This is a genomic window from Pseudomonas sp. SORT22, from assembly GCF_018417635.1.
Taxonomy (GTDB): domain Bacteria; phylum Pseudomonadota; class Gammaproteobacteria; order Pseudomonadales; family Pseudomonadaceae; genus Aquipseudomonas.
Map to the genome: position 1 here is coordinate 3351318 of NZ_CP071007.1, position 19297 is coordinate 3370614.

11 protein-coding genes are annotated in these 19297 nt (G+C 66.0%); 9 read left to right on the plus strand and 2 right to left on the minus strand.

Annotation, left to right across the window (positions count from 1 at the left end):
- The first annotated feature begins 84 nt into the window (after window positions 1-84).
- The 7 genes from wecB to JYG36_RS15285 all read left to right on the plus strand — a co-directional run bounded on the left by wecB (window position 85) and on the right by JYG36_RS15285 (window position 12771).
- On the plus strand, window positions 85-1239 hold the full coding sequence (gene wecB / locus JYG36_RS15255; RefSeq protein WP_213601460.1) for a non-hydrolyzing UDP-N-acetylglucosamine 2-epimerase: 1155 nt from the start codon (window positions 85-87) through the stop codon (window positions 1237-1239).
- The gene (gene nfrB / locus JYG36_RS15260; protein ID WP_093383415.1) at window positions 1236-3410 is read left to right on the plus strand and encodes a cyclic di-3',5'-guanylate-activated glycosyltransferase NfrB; all 2175 of its coding nucleotides are present in this window, start codon (window positions 1236-1238) and stop codon (window positions 3408-3410) included. Before wecB ends, nfrB begins: the two co-directional genes overlap by 4 nt.
- Window positions 3407-6382: an NfrA family protein gene (locus JYG36_RS15265; protein WP_213601462.1), complete on the plus strand. Its 2976-nt coding sequence runs from the start codon at window positions 3407-3409 to the stop codon at window positions 6380-6382. Before nfrB ends, JYG36_RS15265 begins: the two co-directional genes overlap by 4 nt.
- Window positions 6382-7227, plus strand: a complete 846-nt coding sequence (locus JYG36_RS15270) for a DUF4434 family protein (protein ID WP_213601463.1) — start codon at window positions 6382-6384, stop codon at window positions 7225-7227. Before JYG36_RS15265 ends, JYG36_RS15270 begins: the two co-directional genes overlap by 1 nt.
- Before the next feature lie 30 nt (window positions 7228-7257).
- On the plus strand, window positions 7258-8346 hold the full coding sequence (locus JYG36_RS15275; RefSeq protein ID WP_213601464.1) for a GGDEF domain-containing protein: 1089 nt from the start codon (window positions 7258-7260) through the stop codon (window positions 8344-8346).
- Between the two features lie 286 nt (window positions 8347-8632).
- Window positions 8633-12586, plus strand: a complete 3954-nt coding sequence (locus tag JYG36_RS15280) for a non-ribosomal peptide synthetase (RefSeq protein WP_213601465.1) — start codon at window positions 8633-8635, stop codon at window positions 12584-12586.
- On the plus strand, window positions 12583-12771 hold the full coding sequence (locus JYG36_RS15285; protein ID WP_045198690.1) for an MbtH family protein: 189 nt from the start codon (window positions 12583-12585) through the stop codon (window positions 12769-12771). Before JYG36_RS15280 ends, JYG36_RS15285 begins: the two co-directional genes overlap by 4 nt.
- Here JYG36_RS15285 and JYG36_RS15290 read toward each other — a convergent pair.
- Both JYG36_RS15290 and JYG36_RS15295 read right to left on the minus strand, forming a co-directional pair.
- Window positions 12768-14066 carry an ATP-binding protein gene (locus JYG36_RS15290; protein ID WP_045198688.1) on the minus strand — a complete coding sequence of 433 codons (1299 nt, stop codon included), beginning with the start codon at window positions 14064-14066 and terminating at the stop codon, window positions 12768-12770. The genes JYG36_RS15285 and JYG36_RS15290 overlap by 4 nt on opposite strands.
- 6 nt (window positions 14067-14072) lie before the next feature.
- Window positions 14073-14774 carry a response regulator gene (locus tag JYG36_RS15295; RefSeq protein WP_045198685.1) on the minus strand — a complete coding sequence of 234 codons (702 nt, stop codon included), beginning with the start codon at window positions 14772-14774 and terminating at the stop codon, window positions 14073-14075.
- Window positions 14775-14930: 156 nt separating this feature from the next.
- Between JYG36_RS15295 and JYG36_RS15300 the strand changes: the two genes are divergently transcribed.
- Window positions 14931-16109: an efflux RND transporter periplasmic adaptor subunit gene (locus JYG36_RS15300; protein WP_093383439.1), complete on the plus strand. Its 1179-nt coding sequence runs from the start codon at window positions 14931-14933 to the stop codon at window positions 16107-16109.
- Window positions 16110-16120: 11 nt separating this feature from the next.
- Entirely contained in the window at window positions 16121-19249 is a 3129-nt protein-coding gene (locus JYG36_RS15305) for a multidrug efflux RND transporter permease subunit (protein ID WP_093383444.1), read from the plus strand.
- Window positions 19250-19297 lie beyond the last annotated feature (48 nt).

A 19297-nucleotide genomic window follows, 5' to 3' on the forward strand; every position in this document is an offset into this window, starting at 1 on the left:
CCGCCTTCTACTGCTTGTATCTAAACCTTACAAGAGCGGCAGAACGTACAACTTCTCAGAAAAGGACGGACGAGGAGCGGGACAATGGCGTACACAGTCATGATGGTGTTTGGCACACGCCCGGAAGCGATCAAAATGGCCCCGCTGGCCCAGGTGTTGCGCCAGTGGCCGGATATCGAGCTGAACATCTGCTCCACCGGCCAGCACCGGGAAATGCTCCAGCAAGTGCTGCACGATTTTGGCCTGAGCGTCGATGAAGACCTCAAGGTGATGACCCAGAACCAGACCCTCAACGGCCTGTCCCAGCAATTGCTCAAACAGCTCGACGACACCTACGCACGCATCCAGCCCGACATCGTCCTGGTGCACGGCGACACCACCACCAGTTTCATCGCCGCGCTGGCGGCGTTCAACCGGCAGATCCCCATCGGCCACGTCGAGGCAGGGCTGCGCACCGGCAACCTCAAGGCGCCGTGGCCCGAGGAAGCCAACCGGCGCCTGACCGGGGTGATCGCCGACCTGCATTTCCCGCCCACCACCAAGGCCCGCGACAACCTGCTGCGCGAAGGCGTGGTGCTCGAGCACATCGAAGTCACCGGCAACACCGTGATCGATGCGCTGCTGTGGATGCGCGAGCACCTGAACAAGAGCCAGTGGAAACCTGCGCCCGAGTCGCCGCTGGCGCAACTGCGCGACGACCAGCGCCTGGTACTGATTACCGGCCATCGCCGGGAAAACTTCGGCCAGGGTTTCGAACGCATCTGCCTGGCCCTGGCCGAACTTGCCTTGCGTTACCCGCACGTGCAGTTCGTCTACCCGGTGCACCTCAACCCGCAGGTGCAAAAAGCCGTGTACGCGCTGCTCTCGCATCAGCCGAACATCCTCCTGGTGGCGCCCCAGGACTATCAGCATTTCGTCTGGCTGATGGACCGCGCCTACCTGATCCTCACCGATTCGGGCGGCGTCCAGGAAGAAGCGCCGGCACTCGGCAAGCCTCTGCTGGTGCTGCGCAAGGTCACCGAGCGGCCGTCAGTGCTCGAAGGCGGCACGGTGATGCTGGTGGGCACCCAGACCGAACGCATTGTCAAGGAAGCCAGCCGCCTGCTCGATGACAGCGAGGCCTACCAACGCATGAGCCGGGTGTTCAGCCCTTACGGCGACGGCCATGCCAGCGAACGCATCGCCGAACGCCTGAGCCGCTGGCTCGAGGAAAACGCCGCTGAGCGAGACGAGGCATGAGCCTGGCCTGGGTCGATTTCTTCACCTATGTATTGTTCGGCCTCAAGCTGCTGGCCATCGTCCTTGCCAGTTTGATGTTCCTGCTCGGCCTGGATGACCTGTTCATCGACATCGTCTATTGGGGCCGCAAGCTGATTCGCCGCTTTCGCATCTACGACAAGTACGAGAAGGCCGACGAAAAACGCCTTTTCGAAGTGCCGGAAAAACCCCTGGCAATCATGGTCCCGGCCTGGAACGAGGTCGGTGTGGTCGGCGAGATGGCGCGCCTGGCAGCCTCGACCATCGACTACGAAAACTACCAGATCTTCGTCGGCACCTACCCCAACGACCCGCAGACCCAGGCCGACGTCGACGCCGTGTGCCTGCACTACCCCAACGTGCACAAGGTGGTGTGCGCGCGGCCCGGGCCGACCAGCAAGGCCGACTGCCTGAACAACATCATCGATGCGATCCTGCGCTTTGAGCAGGACGCGCGCATCGAGTTCGCCGGCTTCATCCTGCACGACGCCGAAGACGTGATCTCGCCCATGGAGCTGCGGCTGTACAACTACCTGCTGCCGAACAAGGACATGATCCAGATCCCGGTCTACCCCTTCGCCCCCGAGTGGCGCGGTTTTACTGCCGGGCACTACGTCGACGAGTTCGCCGAAAACCACGGCAAGGACGTGATCGTGCGCGAAGCGTTGACCGGCCAGGTGCCCAGCGCCGGGGTCGGCACCTGCTTCAGCCGCAAGGCGATCAGCGCCCTGCTCGAAGACGGCGACGGCATTGCCTTCGACGTGCAGAGCCTGACCGAAGACTACGACATCGGTTTTCGCCTCAAGCAAAAGGGCATGAAGTGTATCTTCGCCCGCTACTCGATGAGCGACCCGCAACTGGCCCTCAAGCGCGACTGGCGCTGGGGCATGAGCCGAGAGTTCGCCCAGGTCATCTGCGTGCGCGAGCACTTCCCGCGCGACTGGCAGCATGCGATCCGGCAAAAGTCGCGGTGGATTGTCGGCATTGTCTTCCAGGGCACCAGCAACCTGGGCTGGAGCCGCACCGGCGCGCTCAACTATTTTCTCTGGCGCGACCGCCGCGGCTTGTTCGCCTACCTGCTGAGCTTTCTGGTCAACCTGCTGTTCCTGGTGCTGATCGCCATGTGGCTGGTGACGATGCTGGCGCCCAACGCCTGGCGCTTCCAGTCAATTCTGAGCGACAGCCCGCTGCTGATGACCCTGCTCTGGCTCAACGGCCTGTTGTTGATCAACCGCCTGTTCCAGCGTGGCTTTTTCGTCACCCGTTACTACGGCATCTTCGAGGGGCTGCTGTCGGCGCCGCGGATGATGTGGAGCAACTTCGTCAACTTCTTCGCCAACCTGCGGGCGCTGCGCCAGGTCATGGAAATGGGCGACTCGCGCCGTGTGGCCTGGGACAAGACCACCCACGAGTTCCCGGCCCTCGGCGCGCCGGCACGCACGCCTCTGGGTCAGCGCCTGGTGGCCAAGGGGCTGATCAGCGAGGCGCAATTGCAAGTGCTGATCACCAGCCCGGTGCGCCGGCGCCTGGGCCGCGAACTGCTGCTGCGCGGGCTGTTGACCAGCGAGCAACTGGTGCAAACCCTGGCCGAACAACTGGATTTACCCTGGGCGCCATTAAATCCATTCAAACTTGAGCGCAAATTGATTACCCTGCTGCCCCGCCGCCTGGCAGTGCACTACGGGGTGCTGCCGGTAGCGCAAGACGGCGATACATTGATCCTGGCCAGCGAAGGCCCGGTCAGCCAGGTGTCCCTCGGGGTCATCAGCCGTCAACTCAAGCGCCCGGTGCAATATCGCCTGGCGCCCCAGGGCCGGGTCACCCTCGGCCTGCGTTACCACTACCCCAGCCCCTGGCAGAAGGAGGAGACCCGGCACATGCTCGCGGTTCTCGAAAAGCATCAGGACGATGCCGCGTTGCTTGAGCGGGTCAGTCACCACCAAATCATGCTCGGCACCCTGTTGCAGGTGCGCGGCATGGTCCCCCCCACGTTGTTCAACCAGGCCTTGATCGATTTCAACCCGGAGCACATGTCCCTGGGCGAGCACCTGATTGCCCGCGGCATCATCAGCGAAGCGGTACTGCAAGACGCCCTCGCCGAGCAGCTCGAAGAACAGCAAGCCGCTTATGACCTGACCCGGGAGGTGGCATGAGTGTGCGCCCGCCGCTGACGCTGGCCAGTTTGTTGTTGTCGTTCTACACCGTGCACGGCCTGGCCGCGCCGCTTAGCGACTTCGAACGCTTTCGCAGCTACCCCTTCCTTGAACGCAGCTACCGCGAGGCCAAGGCCGACAACTGGAAAGAAGTCGAACGCCTGACCCGCCACCTGCTCGAGCGGGTACCCAACAACAGCGAAGCCCGCGCCTTGCTGATCCAGGCCCTGGCCCATCAGCGCCGCTACCGCGAAGCCGAGCAACTGGCCGAAGCCGCCAGCAGCAGCGACGCCGACGCCCTGCTGGAGCTGCGCCTGACCTGGATCGAGCAGGACCCACCCGCCGCAAGCCGGGTCGAGGGCTGGATCGCCACCAGCAGCCTCAACCAGCGTATCCGCCTGTGGCAGGCCTACAGCCTGAGCCTGGCCAAGTTCGGTGGCGCGGCCAAGGCCCTGGAGTGGCTCAACCACCTGCCGGCCCATGGTGACGACAACATCCTGCGCCTGGCCCGGGCCAACTGGGCCGAGCAACTGCGCAACTGGAGCCAGACCATCGCCGCCCTGGCGCCGCTGGCCGAGCGCGGCGAGCTGCCGGCGCAAGACTGGCAGCGCCTGGCCAACGCCTACGTGCAGCGCCTGGACGAGGCGCCACTGCAACAACTGCTCAAGCAGGCGCCCACCCCCGAGATCGCCCGCCAGACCCGCCTGGCCATGGCCAACCGGGCAATTGCCATGGGCCACACCGAGCTGGCCCAGCGCTGGCTGCAGTCGCTGCCCGAGCAAGACCTGCACGACCCGGCCAATCGTCGGCAGCTGTGGGAACTGGCGCGCCAGGGCGATGATGCCGCGCTGGTACGGCGGCTCAGCAACGAGCTGAACCGGCCATGCCTGGAAACCACCGAATGGCTGTCGCGCCACGATCCGCAGGCCGCCCGCGAGCAGCTCAAAGGCTGCCGCGCCGATGACAACCCCAAAGCCTGGCTGGTACTCAACCAGCGCCTGCAGGGCCCGGGTGGCGAGGCGCGTTCCGCACAGATGTGGGAGCGCCTGTACCGCCAGAGCGGCGACCTGCAGGCCCTCGAACAAGCGAGCTTCCTGCAGCTCAAGGAGGGCCGCAAGGAGCATGTGCGCCAACTGCTCGAACAGGCCTACGACCGCCGCCAGGGCCGCTTGCCACAACCCTTGCTGCAGCGCCTGGCCGGGCTTTACAGTGCCGACGATGCGCCGCTCGACAGCCGGCGAATGGCCGCCTTGATCCCGCGGGTCGATGCCGCCAACCGCGCCCTGCTGCTCGCCCGCCTGGCCGAGCGCGGGCAGTGCGACACGGTACGCCAGGCGATCCCCGCCACACCCAGCGAAGTCGGCCAGTTGCGTGCCCTGGGCCGCTGCGCCATGCCCGAGCGCCCTGGCGAAGCGGTGGTCTATTACCAGGCCGCCGCAGACCTGGGCGATACCGGCAGCCGCCTGCCGCTGGCCTACGCCCTGGAAGCCGCCGGCGATTCCTACGCGGCGCAACCGCTGTGGAAAGCCCTGGCCGACAGCGAGTGGACCGCCAACGCCCGGCTTACCGCCGCGCGCAGTGCGCTGAACGCCGACAATCCTCACCTGGCATACACCTATTGGAAACAGGCAACGCCGGTAACGGCCGATGACTGGGCGCTGGGCGCGGCCATCGCCCAGCGCGACTACCAGGTCCACGACGCCATGGACTACCAGCGCCAGGCCCTCGCGCAGCAACCGCGCCCCGACCATTACTATGGCGCTGCGGTGACCGCCGCGCAGAACGGCGACCTGGCGCAGAGCACCGCCTGGCTTGCCGAGGCCGTGCGCCTGGCGCCAGAGCAGCCGCGCTACAGCGCCGACTACGGCATGCGCCTGGCGGGCTCGGAACAACAAGTAACCCGCGCCCGCTCGATCCCCTACCTTGAGCGCGCCGCTCAGGCCTTCCCCGAGGATTACCGGATCGGCGAAACCCTGGCCTGGCGCTACGACGAAGTCGAGAACAGCGCGGCGGCCCGTAAAGAGCTGCGCCGGGTGCTGGACGTCGAACACGACCTGGTCGATGGCGACGACCAGTTCGGCAGCCTGGACGCCCGCAAGTACCGTCAGCGCCGCGCCCACGAGGCGCTGTCGCGGCGCGACAGCTTCACCCTGGTCAGCACCTGGTCGCCGGCCGGCGTCTCGACCAACGACAACTTTCGCGATGACCGCCAGGACCGCCGCGCCACTTCGCAAAACGTGCAACTGGCGATGTGGGACCACGCCCTCGGTGAAGAGCCGAGCCGCAACGGCAGCACCTTCTCGGTCTACGGCCGGGTGCTGTTCGGCGGCAGCGGGCGCAACGACTATGCGCAGAGCATGGGCACCGGCGTCGGCCTGCGCTACAAGCCGTTGGGCACCAGCAACCTGAACCTGTACACCGAGCTGTACCACCAGCGCCAGATCGACGATGCCCGTTACGGCGGCCTGAGCCTTGGCCAGTTGCTCAGCCCGAGCAAGGTCGGCGACAACTATGGCGACCTGCGCGGCCATGCCGAGTCGAGCAACGACCTGCTGCTGCGCGCCACCGCCTCGTACCTCGACCAGGGCAAATGGCGCAACGACTGGCGGGTCGACGAGGACGAGTGGGACGAGCGTTTCCTCTACCTCGATGCCGCCTGGTGGACCCGCGCCGGCGACCATCAATGGCTGTCGCGCTACCAGCGCGGGCACACCTGGAAGCTGCCCAGTGCCTCGCCACAAACCCTGATGCCGTATGGTTTTCTCGAGTTCTCAAGCCAGGACCCGAGCAACGACTGGCGCCAGGACCTGCGCACCGGCCTGGGCCTGCGCTGGCAATGGTGGTTCGACGACGACCGCTACAACGCCTATCGCGGTTCGCTGAAAGTACGCGCCGAATACCAGCAGTCGCTGGGCGGCAATCTTTATGAACACGCCAACGGCGTGTTGCTGGGTGCGGAGTTGACCTTTTGATGCGCCGCTTGATCGCTGTGATGCTGTTCGTCCTGAGCCTGCAGGCAACTGCCGACGAGCGCCTGTTCTACCAACCGCTGAACCGCGACGCGCAGTTGAGCGAGGCGCAGTGGCGCGCGCTGTGGCAAGCCACTGCGGCCCAGGGCGGCAAAACCCTGATCGTGCAGTGGAGCGCCTATGGCGACAGCGACTTCGGCGGTGCCCGGGGCTGGCTGGCCAACAGCCTGCGCCTGGCCCACGAACAAGGTCTGCAGCTGGTGCTGGGGCTGTACATGGACGCCGCCTATTACCAGCGCATCGACGAACTCGATGGCGCCGGCCTGGCCGCCTATTGGCGCGCGCAACTGGGCAATTCCCTGGCCCAGCAGCGCAAGATCCGCCAGGACTGGCAGTTGCCGGTGGCCGGCTGGTACCTGCCGATGGAGCTGGACGACCTGCACTTTCACAGTGCCGACCGCCGCCAGGCGCTGTACACCCAGCTACAGGCCTTCAATCGCCGCCTGGATGCGCCGCTGCACATCAGCGCTTTCAGCGCCGCGCGCCTGAGCCCGCAAGTCAATGCTCGCTGGCTCGAGCAGCTGGCCAGCCTCAAGCTGCAGGTCTGGTGGCAGGACGGCGCCGGCACCGGGCGCCTGGCGCCGCTGGTGCGCCACAACTACGAGGATGCCCTGCCCTGCAGCATCGGCATCGTCAACGAAGCCTTTCGCCAGACCAGCGCCGCCGGCCAGCCCTTCACTGCCGTGGCAGCGCCACCGCAGCTGCGCAGCGACTGTCATCCGCGGGCAGTGTTCTCGTTGCGCTACCGGCCCTGGACCCAGGGGGTACTGCCCTTGGCCGGGCACTGAAACCGTCTTCTTCGAGCATTCAGGGCTGCCATGTACAAGACCATCGAACAGCAAGTGCGCAGGAACGTCGCACCGCCGCAACTGCGCGAAGAATTCCGCCAGCACGACTTCGAAAGCCTGAAGTCGTTCAGCTTGCTGGTGTTCGTGCTGAGCCTGGGGATCTGGATTCTGTTCGACCTGATCGTCAGCTACCAGGGCAATCAGGGCCTGACCTGGCTGTCGGCGCTGTTCATCGCGGTGATGGGCATGCTCACCATCATCCTCGGCTTCGCCCGCAAGGCGGCGCATTTCGATGTGCTCAACCTGGTGTTCATCGCCGTGATCACCCTGGCGGTGCGCCTGGTGATCGACGGCCTGCCGCAAGCGCTGCGCCCGGCCTGGATGGTGCTCGGCGCCTCGAGTGTGCTGTACAGCGTGTCGGTGCTGCCGGTGCGGCGGTGGTCGTTCCTGGCGACGATGCTGGTGACCTGGGTCAACCTCAACCCGTTCCAGGTCCCGGACATGCACCTGTTCGAGCTGCGTGGCAGCATGTTCGTCTGCTATGCGGTGTTTCTCAACGGCCTGACCCTGTACAGCTACCTGAAGATGCGCCGGGCCAAGCTGTACAACTTCTACATGGCCAAGTTGCTGCTCGAGCAAGCCTACGTCGATGCCCTGACCGAGATCCCCAACCGCCGTTCGTTCATGGCCAAGGCCGAAAAACACCTGCAGCAGGACGCGGCCGCCACGCGCTACCTGGCGATGATCGACATCGACAACTTCAAGAAGGTCAACGACCAGTTCGGCCACGACATCGGCGACGTGGTGCTCAAGCGCATCGCCGCCGACATCAAGGCCTCGATGAGCGAATTCGAGTACGCACGGCTGGGCGGTGAAGAGTTCGTGATCTACGTCTGGGGGCTCAACCAGGCCGACGCCGAACGGCGCATCGACGCCCTGTGTCGGCGGGTCCGTGACGAAGTCGCCGAGCATCCGGTGACCATCAGTATCGGCCTGGCGCAAATCCTCGCCGAAGACACCCTGAGCAACGCCCTGGTCAAGGCCGACCAGGCGTTGTACGAGGCCAAGCGCAGTGGCAAGGACCGCTACGTGCTGTGGCGCGAGCCTCTCGGGTTGTAAGCCTTCAGCCCTTCGCGGCGGCCGCCAATGGCGCCGCGCCTTCGCCGAGATGCTCCCGCCACCCCTGCCGAGCCGCCTGGCAGCGAGTGCAAGCCTGCGGCCAACCGCGACCATCCTGCCGGTAAAGGCCGCAATCGTGCCGTCACAGCGGCTGTAGTAGTGCTCTGCCGGTCATCGCCAAGCCCCCTTGCGCTGCCTCTCAAAGCCCCCGTCCGCGTGCACTTGCAGATCATTTGCGCCGCTCTACGCTGCAATTTCGCGCAAACCCGGACAGAGGAACACTCGAATGGATTCGAACATCACCAGCGAAACCGGCCACCCCTTGACCGCAGGCCAACTGTGCATGTGGTTCAACGCCCAGCTTGCCCCACCCCAGACCAACATGAACCTGGCGGAGTCCGTCGACATATTTGGCGCGGTGGACGTCGAGCGCTTCATGACCGCCCTGCGCCGAGTGGCTGATGAGGCCGAAGCGGTGCGGCTGAACTTCGTTGACAGCGCCGAAGGCCCGCGGCAACTGCTGGCCCCGCGATTCAGGGGGGAACTGCCGTTTCTCGACTTCAGCACGGCGGATGATCCACGGGCCAGTGCCGATGCCTGGATGCATGACGACATCCAGCGCCGCGTCGACCTGGGCTGCGACCCGCTGTGGATGTCGGCGCTGCTCAAGCTGGGCCCGGCGCATTTTGTCTGGTACCAGCGCCCGCACCACATCATCCTCGACGGCTTTGGCGCCGGGTTGCTGGTGCGGCGCCTGGCCGACACCTACCAGGCCCTCGGCGAAGGCCAGCCGGTGTCCGCCGCCAGCGCCTTGCTGCCGATCAGCGAACTGGCCGAACAAGACAGCGAGTATCGCCAGTCGGAGCGCTTTCAGCGTGACCGCGAGTACTGGATGCAGCGCTTCGCCGACCTGCCGGCGCCGATGAGCCTGGCGCGCCAGCGCACCCTCAACCACGACGGCCTGCTGCGCCGCACCGCCCACCTGCCCGCGGCCAGGGTCGACGCCCTGCGCCAGCGCGCCAGCGAACTGGGCAGCACCTTGCCGCAGATCCTCACCGCCGCCACCGCCGCCTACCTCTATCGGGCCACCGGCAACCAGGACATGGTCATCGGTGTGCCGCTCAGCGCCCGGCGCAACGCACGCATGCGCCAGGTGCCGGGCATGGTCGCCAACGCCATGCCGATGCGCCTGAGCATGCGCCCGGACATGAGCCTGGCCGAGCTGGTCCAGGAGGTATCGCGGCAAATGCGCCAGTTGCTGCGCCACCAGTCATACCGCTACGAGCACCTGCGCAACGACCTGGGCCTGCACGGGGCTCATCAGCAGCTGTTCACCACCCTGGTCAATATCGAGCCCTTTGACTACGCCATTGCCTTCGACGGCCACCCTACCCGCGCACGCAACCTGTCCAACGGCACCACCGACGATTTGGGCATCTTCTTCTATGAGCGCGGCCTGGGCCAGGACCTGCAGTTCGATTTCGACGCCAACCCCGGGCTTTACAGCGCCCAGGCACTGGCCGAACACCAGCAGCGCCTGCTCAAGGTGTTCGACGCGCTGATCGAACAGCCCCAACAGATGGTTGCCCGCATCGAACTGCTGAGCGACGAACAGCACCAGCAGTTGCACGCCTGGAACCGCACCGCGGTGGACTACTCGCCGTGGCAGCCGGTCAGCCAACTGATCGAGCAGCAGGCCCGGCGCACACCCGATGCCTGCGCGCTGCTGTTCGCCAACCAGCAGCTCAGCTACGGGCGCCTGAACCAGCAAGCCAATCGCCTGGCCAATCGTCTGCAACAGCACGCCATCGGCGCCGACAGCCTGGTCGCCATCGCCATGCCGCGCTCGCTGGAACTGGTGATCGGCCTGCTGGCCATCCTCAAGGCCGGCGCCGCTTATGTGCCGCTGGACCTGGAGCTGCCGCGCGAGCGACTGCGCTTCATGATCGAGGACAGCGCAGTCCAGTTGTTGCTGACAGCGCAGGCGTACAGCGGCCTTGGCGCCAATCTTGCCCCTGAACTGATGCTCGATGACCTGCTGGACGATGAGCACGGCAACGACGATACCCCCCTCAGCCACGTGCAAGGCAGCAACCTCGCCTACCTGATCTACACCTCCGGCTCCACCGGCCAGCCCAAGGGTGCCGGCAACAGCCATGAGGCCTTGTACAACCGGTTGATGTGGATGCAGGCGGCCTACCCGTTGACGAGCGCCGACACTGTGCTGCAGAAGACCCCTTGTGGCTTTGACGTGTCGGTCTGGGAGTTCTTCTGGCCGTTGATGAGCGGTGCCCGCCTGGCCATCGCCGAGCCCGGGGCCCACCGCGACCCGCAACAGTTGCTGGCGCTGATCGAGCGCTACCAGGTCACCACCCTGCACTTCGTGCCGTCGATGCTGCAGGTGTTTGTGCCCGAGCTCCAACCCGGCCAGGGCCAAAGCCTGCGGCACATCATCTGCAGCGGCGAAGCGCTGCCCGCCGAGCTGCAGCACCAGGTGCTGCAGGCGCTACCCAATACCGCCCTGCACAACCTCTATGGCCCCACCGAAGCGGCCATCGATGTCAGTCACTGGACTTGTCGCGACGATGGTAGCCACAGCGTGCCGATCGGCCAACCGATCGCCAACCTGCAGGCCTATGTACTCGACAGCAGCCTGCACCAGCAGGCAATCGGCAGCCCTGGTGAGCTGTACCTGGGCGGCATCGGCCTGGCCCGGGGTTATCACCGCCGCCCGGGGCTGACCGCCGAGCGCTTTGTCGCCAACCCGTTCGGGCCGCCCGGCAGCCGCCTGTACCGTACCGGCGACCTGGCACTGTGGCGCGCCGACGGCCAGCTTGAATACCTCGGGCGGGTTGATCAGCAGGTCAAGCTGCGCGGCCTGCGCATCGAGCTCGGCGAGATCGAGCACCTGCTGGCCAGCCATCCGCAGATTGCCCGCTGTACGGTGCAGGTGCGCGAAGACTGCCCCGGCCAGCAACAACTGGTGGCCTACCTGGTGCTGGCCGGTGAACAGGCGCTGGACCTGGGCCAGCTTGGCTATTACCTGGGCGAGCGCCTGCCCGAGTACATGGTGCCCAAGGTATTTGTGGTGCTGGCGCAACTGCCGTGCACCGCCAATGGCAAGCTCGACCGCCGGGCGCTGCCGGTGCCGGCGCAGCACCTGCAGGCACAACGCCCCGCCGAGCCTGCGCAAGGCCCGCTCGAACAGGCCTTGGTGCAGATCTGGAGTGAACTGCTGCAGCGCCAGGGTATCGACCGCAACAGCCACTTCTTCGAACTGGGCGGCCATTCGATCCTGGCAGTGCAAGTCGCCGCACGCTTGCGCCAGCAACTGGGCATAGAAGTGATGCCCACCGATCTGTTCACCCGCCCGGTGCTGCACCAGTTTGCCGAGCAGCTCCAGCGCAGCGCGGACCTGGTCCGTCCTGGCGACCCGTTCACGGTGCTGCTGGAACTGCGCAGCGAGGGCAGCCAGGCGCCGCTGTTCTGCCTGCCGCCGGGCGGCGGCCTGGGCTGGCCTTACGCGGCGCTCAGTGGTTACCTGCCCGACCGCCCGCTGTATGCCCTGCAGGCTCGCGGCCTGCGCAACCCGGGGCTACGCCCGCAGAGCGTCGAAGCCTGCGCCAGCGACTACCTGGCGCAGATCCGCAAGGTCCAGCCGGTTGGCCCGTACCATTTGCTCGGCTGGTCATTCGGCTGCCATGTCGCCCACGCCGTGGCGACCTTGCTGCAGCGCGAGGGCGAGTCAGTGGCACTGCTGGCGCTGCTCGACGGCTACCCGCTGCAACCTCACAGCCAGGTCCCGCAACTGAGCGACCAACAACTGCTGGCCCTGCTGATCGGCACCCTGACCAACAGCCCGGCAGACTTCAGCCAACCCTTGCAACCGATCGCCGAGCAGCGCCGTTACCTGGCCGAAGTGCTCAACCTGGAAGGCGCGATCGTCCAGGCCTTCTGCGATGAAGTGCGCCAGACCGTGCCGTTGATGGAGCGTTTCAAACCGCTGGTGTTTGCCGGCGAGGTGTTGTTCCTGCGCGCTACCGAAGGGCTGCGTGACGCCCTGTGGCAAGACCCCGAGCACTGGCGCGCCCACGTCGATGGCCGGTTGCAGGTCCACGATATTGCCTGCATGCACGAAAACATGCTGCGTGCCGACGCCGTGGCGCAGATCGCACCGCTGCTGGCCAGGGCCCTGCAGGCCAGCGAAAGCGCCCGCCGTGCCCAGGAGGTGAACCCATGAGCAGCCCATTCGACAACCCGCAAGGGCAATTCCAGGTGCTGCGCAATCACTTGCACCAGCACAGCCTGTGGCCAGCCTACCTGGCCTGCCCGCCCGGCTGGCAAGCGGTGTTCGGCCCGCAGCGCAAAGCGCTGTGCCTGGACTACGTCGAGCAGCACTGGCGCGACTTGCGCCCGCGCCGCTAGCCGCGCGGCAGCCTGATCTTGAACTGCGCGCCGCCCAGCGCCGACTGCCCGACCGTCAGGGTGCCGCCCTGGCCTTCGATGGCCCGGCGGCTGATCGCCAGGCCCAGGCCGAAGCCGCCGGTGGTACGGTCGCGGCTGCGGTCCAGGCGGTAGAACGGCTGGAAGATCAGCTCGCGCTGGTCGTGGGGGATGCCGATGCCGTTGTCCTCCACGGTCAGCAGGCAATGGCCCTGGGGGTCGAGGCTCAGGCGCAGGAGGATCTGCCCGTCGCAGTAGCGCATGGCGTTGCGTACCAGGTTCTGCAAGGCACGGGCGGTCAGCCGTGGGTCGAGGATGAAGCGCGGCAGGTTGTCGTCGGCGCGCACCTGCCATTCGATGCCACGGCCATCGAGCTCTTCGGCAAAGCTGCCGAGGATGCTGTCGACCAGCTCCAGCAGCGACACCTCGACCCGCTCGCGGGCCTGGTCGGCGTTCTGCAGACGGCTGTAGGACAACAGCTCGAGCACCAGTTCATCCAGCTCGCGCACATGGCCGACCAGTTCCAGCAGGCGCTTGCGGCAGTTGGGCGGGACTTCGTCAAACAGCAGCACCAGGCCAAAATCCAGGCGTGTCAGCGGCGTGCGCAGCTCATGGGACACGGCATTGAGCAGTTCGCGCTGCTGGGTCAGCAGGCGTTCGACGTCCTGGGCCATGGTGTCGAACACCTGGGCCAGTTCGCCGATGTTCGAGCGCGGCGGAATATGCGTGCGCTGCGACAGCTCGCCCTGGCCCAGACGCCGGGCGGTTTCCTTGAGCCGTTCAAGGTCGCGCCAGTGCGGCCAGACCCAGAACAGCAGGCAGCCGAGCAACGCGGCGCCGATCAGCACGGTCACCACCCAGGACAGCAGGCTGATGTCCAGAGGATCGGGCGGATTGCTCAGTTCCACCAGCCAGGTGTCGTCCAGTGGTGCCAGGGCGGTCTCGTAGTAGCCCCAGTCGCCCAGGCGCACCACGTTCAGGCCGGCCTTGAGGCGGTCGCGCTCCGCATAGCTGAGGCCAATCTGGTCCTGGCGGCGCAGTTGGATTTCCAGCGGGGCGAAATCCGCCGCCAGTTCCTTGGCCTTGGCCGGCCATTCAGTGCTCGGCACCTGCTCGAACTGCTTGACGATCAAGCGTTGCACGCCACGGGCCTGGTCAAGGTTGTAGGCAATGAAACGCTGGTGAAAGGCGCCGACGATGGCATCGGGAATCAAAAAAATCGCCCCGGCATAGGCGACGATGGTGATCAGGTACAGGCGGATGAGGATTTTCAGCATGAGCCGCTAGAACTCCCACTCGACCCGGCTGAACAGATACCCCTTGCCCCACACGGTCTTGATCTTGCGCGCCTCGCCTGCGCTGTCGTCGAACTTGCGCCGCAGCTTGGAAATCGCCACGTCCACCGAGCGGTCGGTGCCGTTGAACTCGATGCCGCGCAGTTGCTGGAGGATGCGGTCGCGGCTGAGCACCACGCCGGCATTGCGCGCCAGCACCACCAGCAGATTGAATTCGCCGCTGGACAGCTCCACCGGCTGCTCGCGCCAGAACACATTGCGCTCGGCCAGATCGATGCGCAGGCCGCCGACCACGATCAGGTCGCTCTCCAGGCGTGGCTCGTTGATGCTGCTGCGGCGCAGCAAGGTGCGTATCCGCGCCAGCAGCACCCGTGGCTCGCACGGTTTGGTCACGTAGTCGTCGGCGCCCATTTCCAGGCCCAGCACCTGGTCGTGGCTATCGTCGCGGGCGGTCAGCATGAGGATCGGCAGGGCCTGGGACTCGGCGCGCAACAGCCGGCACACCTGCAGGCCGTCGAGGCCCGGCAGCATCAGGTCGAGGATCACCAGGTCCGGTTTGTTGCGCCGCGCCTCGGCCAGCACGTGATCGCCACGGGCAATCACGCTGACGCTGAAGTCGTTGCGCTGCAAGTAGCTGGCGATCAGTTCGGACAGGGCGCAGTCGTCTTCGACCAGGAGAATATTGGGCATGGGCAGTTTGACAGGCTGGGAAAGTCAGGCAGGATATAAGAGCTCACGCGCTCGCAGGATAAAGCTTCACACTTTTTTACACATGGCCTACACAGCTTAACTGTTGCCCGTCGGTCGCCTGCCTTAGCATTGCCGGGTCATTTTCGGAAGATCCGCATGTCCAGTTCAAGTCCCGCCCGTCTGCGCGCCCTGGCGCCGCTGTTGTTGATCACTTTCGCCCTGAGCGCCTGCGACGACAAATCGCCTGCCGAAGAAAAGGCCCCGCCCAGCGCAGTGCGGGTCGAGACCGTGCAGGTGCAGCCGCTGGCGATCACCACCGAGCTCAATGGCCGCATCCTCGCCCCGCGCACTGCCGAAGTGCGCGCGCGGGTGGCCGGCGTGGTGCTCAAGCGCGTGTACCGCGAAGGCAGCGACGTCAAACAGGGCGATGTGCTGTTTCGCATCGACCCGGCGCCGTTCCAGGCCGACTTCGACAGTGCCCGCGCCGCCCTGGCCCGCGCCGAGGCCACGCGCTACCAGGCGCGCCTGCAGGATCAGCGTTACCGCGAACTGATCGCCATCAATGCCATCAGCCGCCAGCAGCACGACGATGCCCGCGCCGCCTTCCTGCAGGCTGATGCCGACGTCGCCGCGGCCAAGGCGGCGCTTGAGCGAGCCAGGCTCAACCTCGGTTACGCCACCGTCACCGCGCCGATTTCCGGACGCATCGGCCGCGCCCTGGTGACCGAAGGGGCATTGGTCGGGCAGAACGAAACCACACCGCTGGCGACCATCCAGCAGCTCGACCCGATCCATGCCGACGTCACCCAGTCGACCCGCGAACTCAATGCCCTGCGCCGCGCCCTGCGTGCCGGCGAACTGCAGCAGGTGGGCCAGGACCAGGCCAGCGCGACGCTGATCCAGGACGACGGCACGCCCTACCCGCTGCCGGGCAAACTGCTGTTCTCGGACATCAGCGTCGACCCGAGCACCGGCCAGATCACCCTGCGCAGCGAGTTCCCCAACCCCGACCTCGACCTGCTGCCGGGCAGCTTCATCCGCGTGCGCCTGGAGCAGGCGGTCAAGCAGCAAGGCATCAGCGTGCCGCAGCGGGCCATCCTGCGCGACAGCGCCGGCAAGCCGAAGGTCATGCTGGTCGATGGCGAACAGCGCGTCAGCGAACGCCCGGTGGTGCTGGGCAGTGTGCAGAACGACCGCTGGATCGTCAGCGAAGGCCTGGCCCCGGGTGACCGGGTGGTGGTCGAAGGCCTGCAGCACATCAGCCCCGGCGACCAGGTAGAGGTCGACAACGCGGGCAAGGACGCCCTCCCCATCGTTCAGTCCAACGGCCAGTGAGGGCCTGATTCATGCCGCAGTTTTTCATTGACCGCCCGGTGTTCGCCTGGGTGGTCGCCTTGTTCATCCTGCTTGCCGGCGCCCTGGCCATCCCGCAATTGCCGGTGGCCCAGTACCCCGACGTGGCGCCGCCGCAGGTGGAAATCTACGCCGTGTACCCGGGTGCCTCGGCGCAGACCATCGACGACAGCGTGGTCAGCCTGATCGAGGAAGAGCTCAACGGTGCCGACAACCTGCTCTATTTCAGCTCGCAAAGCAGCCTGGGCAGCGCCACCATCACCGCCACCTTCGAACCGGGCACCAACCCGGACCTGGCCCAGGTCGATGTGCAGAACCGCCTGAAAGTGGTCGAGTCGCGCCTGCCGCGCCCGGTCACCCAGCAAGGCCTGCAAGTCGAGAAAGTCTCCACCGGCTTCCTGCTGATGGTGACCCTCACGGCCATGGACGGCAGCCTTGACGAAGTCACCCTGAGCGATTTTCTCGCCCGCAACGTGATGAACGAGATCCGCCGCCTCAAGGGTGTCGGCAAGGCCCAGCTGTATGGTTCGGAGCGGGCCATGCGCATCTGGATCGACCCGGCCAGGCTGATCGGCTTCAACCTCACCCCCGATGACGTCAACGAGGCCATTGCCGCGCAAAACGCCCAGGTGGCGCCGGGCAGCATCGGCGACCTGCCGGGCACCGGCACCCAGGAAATCACCGCCAACGTGGTGATCAAGGGCCAGCTCAGCACGGTCCAGGAGTTCCAGGACATCGTCCTGCGCGCCAACCCCGATGGCTCGACCGTGACCATTGGCGATGTCGCCCGGGTCGAGATCGGCAGCCAGGAGTACCAGTACGGCACCCGCCTCAACGGCAAGCCGACCAGTGCCTTCAGCGTGCAGCTGTCGCCCGGCGCCAACGCCATGGAAACCGCGACCCTGGTGCAAGCCAAGCTCAGCGAGCTGTCGCGCTACCTGCCGCCGGGGGCCAAGTTCGACATCCCCTACGACACCTCGCCGTTCGTCAAGGTCTCGATCCAGCAGGTGATCACCACCCTGCTCGAAGCCATGGCCCTGGTGTTCGCGGTGATGTTCCTGTTCCTGCAGAACATCCGCTACACGCTGATCCCGACCCTGGTGGTGCCGGTGGCGCTGATGGGCACCTTTGCGGTGATGCTGTCGCTGGGCTTCTCGGTCAACGTCCTGACCCTGTTCGGCATGGTTTTGGCCATCGGTATCCTGGTGGACGACGCCATCGTCGTGGTCGAGAACGTCGAGCGGATCATGAGCGAGGAAGGCCTGGCGCCGCGCGAGGCGACCAAAAAGGCCATGAGCCAGATCAGCGGCGCCATCGTCGGCATCACCCTGGTACTGGTGGCGGTATTCCTGCCGATGGCCTTCATGAAAGGCTCGGTGGGGGTCATCTATCAGCAGTTCTCGGTGTCGATGGCAGTGTCGATCCTGTTCTCGGCGTTCCTCGCCCTGAGCCTGACCCCGGCCCTGTGCGCGACCTTGCTCAAGCCGATTGCCAAGGGTTCGCACCACGAAAAAACCGGCTTCTTCGGCTGGTTCAACCGCCGCTTCGAGAGCATGACCAACGGCTACCAGCGCTGGGTGATCCAGGCCCTCAAGCGCAGCGGTCGCTACCTGCTGGTCTACGCGGTGCTGGTGGCCGGGCTGGTGTACGGCTTCAGCCAGTTGCCCTCCTCGTTCCTGCCCACCGAAGACCAGGGCTACACCATCACCGACATCCAGCTGCCGCCGGGGGCCAGCCGCGCCCGCACCGAACAGGTGGCGGCGCAAATCGAGGCGCACAACGCCACCGAACCTGGCGTGGGCAACAGCACGCTGATTCTCGGTTTCAGCTTCTCTGGCAACGGCCAGAACGCGGCGCTGGCATTCACCACCCTCAAGGACTGGTCCGAACGCGGCAGCGACGACAGCGCGCAATCGATCGCCGACCGCGCCAACGCCGCCTTCAGCCAGCTCAAGGACGCCATCGCCTATTCGGTGCTGCCACCGCCGGTGGACGGCCTGGGCACTTCCAGCGGTTTCGAGTTCCGCCTGCAGGACCGCGGTGGCCTCGGCCATGCCGGGCTGATGGCGGCGCGTGACCAGTTGCTCGCCGCCGCCGAGAAGAGCCCGGTGCTGGTCAACGTGCGCGAAAGCGCCCTGGCCGAAAGCCCGCAGGTGCAGCTGGAAGTCGACCGCAAGCAGGCCAACGCCCTGGGCGTATCGTTTGCCGATATCGGCAACGTGCTCAACACTGCGGTGGGTTCCAACTACGTCAACGACTTCCCCAACCAGGGGCGCATGCAGCGCGTGGTGGTGCAGGCCGAAGGCGACCAGCGCAGCCAGGTCGATGACCTGCTGAAAATTCACGTGCGCAACAGCAGCGGCAAGATGGTGCCCCTGTCGGCGTTCGTCCAGGCCAAGTGGATCACCGGCCCCGTGCAGCTGACCCGCTACAACGGCTACCCGGCGATTGCCGTGTCGGGCGAGCCGGCACCGGGCTATAGCTCCGGCGAGGCGATGAACGAGATCCAGCGCCTGGTCGACCAACTGCCCTTGGGCATGGGCCTGGAATGGACCGGGCTGTCGCTGCAGGAGCGCTTGTCCGGCTCCCAGGCGCCGATCCTCATGGCCTTGTCGCTGCTGGTGGTGTTCCTGTGCCTGGCGGCCTTGTACGAGAGCTGGTCGATCCCGACCTCGGTGCTGCTGGTGGTACCGCTGGGAGTGCTCGGCGCGGTGATTGCGGTGAGCCTGCGCGGCATGCCCAACGATGTGTTCTTCAAGGTCGGCCTGATCACCCTGATCGGCCTGTCGGCGAAGAACGCCATCCTCATCATCGAGTTCGCCAAGAGCCTGGTCGATGAAGGCCACGACCTGGTCGATGCCACCGTGCAGGCGGCGCGCCTGCGCCTGCGGCCAATCGTCATGACCTCGCTGGCATTCATCCTCGGCGTGGTGCCCCTGGCAATTGCCAGCGGCGCAAGCTCCGCCAGCCAGCAGGCGATCGGTACCGGGGTGATCGGCGGCATGCTCAGCGCCACCCTGGCGGTGGTGTTCGTGCCGGTGTTCTTTGTTGTGGTGATGCGCCTGACCGGCAAACGCCGGGCCAAGGCTCAAGCCCCTGCGCCAGAAGCCAGCGACAGCTGATCTGGACAGACCGCGGCGTGCATGGGAAGGTGAGCGGCTGATACTGCC